General features: G+C 70.5%; 4 protein-coding genes. All 4 read right to left on the bottom strand.

Annotated elements, in window-relative coordinates:
- Positions 1-82: 82 nt before the first annotated feature.
- Positions 83-1,210 (bottom strand): glycosyltransferase family 4 protein, encoded by a 1,128-nt coding sequence (locus MLGJGCBP_RS16060; RefSeq protein WP_160096819.1) that lies wholly within the window; start codon positions 1,208-1,210, stop codon positions 83-85.
- 43 nt (positions 1,211-1,253) lie between these two features.
- Positions 1,254-2,621, bottom strand: coding sequence for a peptidase MA family metallohydrolase (locus tag MLGJGCBP_RS16055; protein WP_160096817.1), 1,368 nt, complete (start codon positions 2,619-2,621; stop codon positions 1,254-1,256).
- A 49-nt stretch (positions 2,622-2,670) separates the two neighbouring features.
- Complete coding sequence (locus tag MLGJGCBP_RS16050; RefSeq protein ID WP_087556218.1) at positions 2,671-3,723, bottom strand: C40 family peptidase; 1,053 nt, start codon at positions 3,721-3,723, stop codon at positions 2,671-2,673.
- Between the two features lie 380 nt (positions 3,724-4,103).
- On the bottom strand, positions 4,104-4,596 hold a 493-nt coding region (locus MLGJGCBP_RS16045), incomplete at its 5' end, for an NlpC/P60 family protein (protein ID WP_236581125.1).

Genomic DNA, 4,596 nt, shown 5'->3' with positions numbered 1-4,596 from the left:
ACAGGCCCCGAAACCGAAACACCCAGATGCCAGCACTTGACTACCCGCCCCTTTTCAGGGATGACAAGTACTCACGGGGCGGTCACGCCAGGAGCAACTGCAGCTTGGCGGCGAGCACGTCCCAACGCCACTGCGCCTTGACCCAGTCCCGGCCGGCGGCGCCCATCGCCGCCGCCCGGTCGCGATCGGACAGCACCGCGATCACCGATCGCGCGACCTCGGCCACCGACGTGCCGTCCACGACCATCCCGGTTTCGTTCTGCCGCACCGTTTCCGGGGCGCCGCCGGACTGTCCGGCGATGACCGGGACACCGGAGGCAGACGCCTCGAGGAACACGATGCCGAGGCCTTCCACGTCGAGTCCCGCGCCCCGCGTGCGGCAGGGCATCGCGAACACGTCGGCGATCGTGTGGTGCGCCGCCAATTCCGCAGACGGCACCGTTCCCGTGAACACGACGTGGTCCTCGACACCCGCCGAGCGCGCCAGGGAGCGCAGGCGGTCCTCGTAGGGGCCGCCGCCGACGATCACGAGGACGGCGCCGTCGATGTGTTCGCGGATATTCGGGAGCGCCTTGATGAGGATGTCCTGGCCCTTGCGCGGCACGAGCCGGGACAGGCACAGGATCGTCGGCCGGTCCCCCAGCCCGTACCGGGCCCGCAGTTCGGACCGCGCCCCGCCGTCCGGGGTGAACAGGTCGGTGTCGACTCCGGGCGGCAGGTGCTCGAGTGCCGCACCGGCGCCGAATGCGGACGCGAATCGGCCACGGGTGTAGCGGCTGACGTACGTGACGACGTCGGTGCCGTCGCCGATCCGGCCGAGGGCCTGGCGGGCGGCGGGGAGCATCGACCAGCCGACCTCGTGCCCGTGGGTACTCGCGACCACCCGTTCCGCTCCGGCGCGGCGCAGCGTCGAACTCAGCAGGGCGAGCGGGGCCGCCGCACCGAACCAGACGCCGGTGCAGTCGTGTTCGGCGAGCAGTCTGGTGGCGCGGCGCGCGACGAACGGTGTCGGCACCATCAGGGTGGTGGGGTGCCGGACGACCTGAAACGGTTGCCGCGCATCGAACTTGATGTGCGAGTCGCCGCGCCAGCGCGGGGCGTAGACGACCAGGTCCTCGGCGGGCAGGTGCTTGGCGAAGGTGTGCAGGTACGACTGAATTCCGCCGGGTCGTGGCGGAAAATCGTTCGTCACCAACAGGGTTCGGCGCATGTGATCACCGTAGGCGGTCGGCCGTGCGGTCACCGACGCAGGGTCACCCCAGGTGAGCGCCCACCCAGTCGGTCCAGCGGTCCCGCAACTGCTCGGCGTCGACACCGAGGACGTCGGACAGTCGTGCGTCGACCGTGTCCGGATCGGACTCCCCCACGGCCAGCGTCCGGTACAGCTCCGTCAGCTTCGTTTCGCCGTACTGCTCCGCGACGAACGCGTTGATCGACCACGCGGTCTCGTAGGCCACGGAGCCGCGTTCGCCGGATTCGGAGAAGTCGGTGTTCTCGGGGAATCCGGTCGGCGGACCCTCCGCGCCCACCTGCGCGGTCAGGGCCGGCGCGATCTGCCGTGCGGCCTCACCGGTTCCCCGGTAGGCGGCGTACTCGGCGTAGCCCTCCAGTATCCACATCGGTGAGCGGTCCACCGTCTCGGCGCGCGCCGCCACGTGGATGAGTTCGTGTCGCAGGATCGCCCGCCGGGTGACGTCGGTGAGCCGTTCCGCCGACGAGGGGCTGAACACGATCCGCTGCCCGGTGACCGCGCCGGCGTCGGGGTCGACGGCGTCCGAGATGGCGACGGCGGCGATGCCGCGGCCGTCGTGATCGGGACCGACGAGGGCGGTGAACTCGTCCTGCGATCCGGCGACCCACACGAGTGCGCGGCCCGCCCAGTCCGGTCCCCACAGCTGGGTGGCGTTGACGACGGCGGCGGGGAGTTCCTCCGCCAGCCGGTCCACCATCGCGACGTTCTCGGGATGTCCGAGCACCACCGACGTCCGGCCGTCGCCGGTGTCGACGCGGCGCGACACGACGGTTCCGAAGTCCCACGGTCCGCGCCAGGTCCGCCGCTCGCCGTTCACGGTGGCGCTGTCGCTGACGAGTGCCCAGCTGTCGCCGCGCCGGGCGACGACGAGCGCGACCGGTTTGCGGGTGGGGTTCTCGTCCGCCCCCGCGATCGCGTAGCGCAGTTGTACGGCCGGCGCCCACACCTCGTCGGCCCCGAGCGCGTCGACGAGGCTCGACGGCACCGCCGTCTCGGGACTCTCGGTGATCTCGTAACCCCAGTCCGAGAATTCCACCCCGGCAACGTTGCTCGCGCGGCGCGTCTCCGCCGCCAGGAAGCCCGGCGACGCCGCCCGGTCCATCAGACCGGACAGCCGGGCCGTGTCGTTCGTCCGCACGGCCGACGCCCACGTGTCGAGGAGCGCCTGGACGGCCGCTGCACGCGCCTCCGTGTCGGCCTGCGCGGTGCCGACGGCCCCGTCGGTGCCCCGCTCGTCGTGAGAGAACCCGGTCAGCGCGAGTACGACGACGACGGCGAGGACGAGTCCGGCCAGCGCGGCGAGCTCCCACGGGCGCGCCTGACGGCGTGAGGTCGGCTCCGTTGCGGGAGACGGGTCTGATGCGGGCACGCCGGTGAGTGTATGAGCACGCCCGCGTGCCGTCGCCGGACGGTCGCCGTCAGTAGCGGCGCGCCCCGTAGAAGGGGAACTTCGCCATCGACTCGATCTTCACCGGCACACCGAACGTCGACGCGTGGAGAATGTTGCCGTTTCCTGCGTAGAGGCCGACATGGGACGCGTCGTTGTAGAAGAGGACGACGTCGCCGGGCTGGAGTTCGTCGCGGGACACCGGGGTGCCGCCGCTGGCCTGAGCCTGACTGGACCGCGGGAGCGTCTTGCCGATCTGCTTGTACGCCCAGACGACGAGCCCGGAGCAGTCGAACTGGTCGGGCCCGGTGGCGCCCCACACGTACGGGTCGCCGATGCGGGTCATGCCCGCCTGCAGCGCGCTCGTGCCCGAGCCGGGGGTGAGGTGCGCGAGGATCGTGTTGGGATCGAAGCCGGGTGGGAAGGGCGTCCCCGCCAACTGGTCGCGTTCGGCGCCGGTGAGATCGCCGAACGCCTTGATCACGTCGGCGATCTGCGCCTGCAGGTCGCTCTGCTTGCGCTGCAGGTCGTCGCTGACCATTTTGGCCTGCTCGGTGGCCGCCCGCGCGGAATCCGCGGACTGCTTCGACGCCTCCGCGGCCTTCGTGGCGTCCGACGTGGCCGACTGGAATTGCGCGACCTGGTTGCGGGTGTCGTTGGAGATGGCATCCAGGGCAGACATCTGGTCCAGGAGTTGCTGCGGTGAATCACTCACCATCACGGCGAACAGGCGATTGGTCCGGGCGCCCTGGTAGTTGGCGGTGGCGAGTTTGTTCACCACGGGCTGGAAGACGGCGACTCGCGCGTTGGCCTCGTCGAGCACGCCCTGGTCGGCCGCGAGCCGGGCGTCCGCGTCGCGTTGGGCCGACTGCTTGGCCTCGAGATCGATCTGCGCGTTGTGGAGGGCCTCCGACGTCTGCTCGGACTGCCGGGACAGGTCTCCGAGCTTCGTCAGCGCCTCGGTCGGGTTGGTGGTGACCGGGTCCGCACCCGCCTGGATCGAGGGCAGCGACACGAGCGCGACCGACAGCGCTCCGGCTGTCAGCACGCTGCCCAGGGAGCGCTTCAACTTGTGTGAGGCCACGGAAATGCGGTTCTCCGATCGTCGATCTCCACCAGCCGGGCCGGTTGTCCGATGCGCGGCTCAGGAATTTCCCCGGCCGGTGCGACCGCGGAGTGCCGAAGAGGTGGTGACCCGGCGTTGCCGCCCGGTTGGCGCGACAAGACTTCGCAAGGTCTCGGATAGGTTACGGAATGGCATACGTTTGTGTCCACCCATGTCACGACGGGGGTGGCGGGGACCACCGGCCGGGCGAACGACACGCTGTCTGCCTGGGGCGCAACGACATCGAGGGTGGGTTCGAATCGTGATTCGAACCCACCCTCGGTGGTCGTGCGAGATCCTGCGAAGCTACCCCGTGCATCCCCGCCCTCGACTCGGTGGATGCCTCGCCTCGGGTGGGATCAGTAGCGGCGTGCGCCGTCGAAAGGCATGGACGCGATGGGCGCCAACTTGACGGGCTGGCCCTCGGTGGAGGCGTGGATCACGTTGCCGTTGCCGGCGTAGATGCCCGAGTGCGAGCCGCCGTAGAAGGAGATCACGTCGCCGGGGCGGAGATCGGACTGCGACACCGGGGTACCGGCGGCCGCCTGCGCGTAGCTGGTGCGCGGCAGGTTCAGTCCGGCCTGCTTGAACGCCCACTGCACCAGGCCGGAGCAGTCGAACGAGTTGGGACCTGCGGCGCCGTAGACGTACGGCGAGCCGAGCTTGGTCTGAGCGGCCTGAACGGCCTTGTCACCTGCGGTGCTGCCGGGCGCGGGCAGGTTCGGGACACCGGGGATCTGCGGGATGACGACACCCGGGATCTCGAAGGTTCCGACACCGGGGATGGTGATGGGGTCTGCGGCCGCGGGGGCCGCGGTAGCGGTGAGCGCTCCGACTGCGAGCGCGCCGGCG

It is taken from the genome of Rhodococcus sp. T7 (assembly GCF_009872365.1).
GTDB lineage: Bacteria > Actinomycetota > Actinomycetes > Mycobacteriales > Mycobacteriaceae > Rhodococcus_F.
This window is presented reverse-complemented; position numbering and strand designations above follow the sequence as displayed.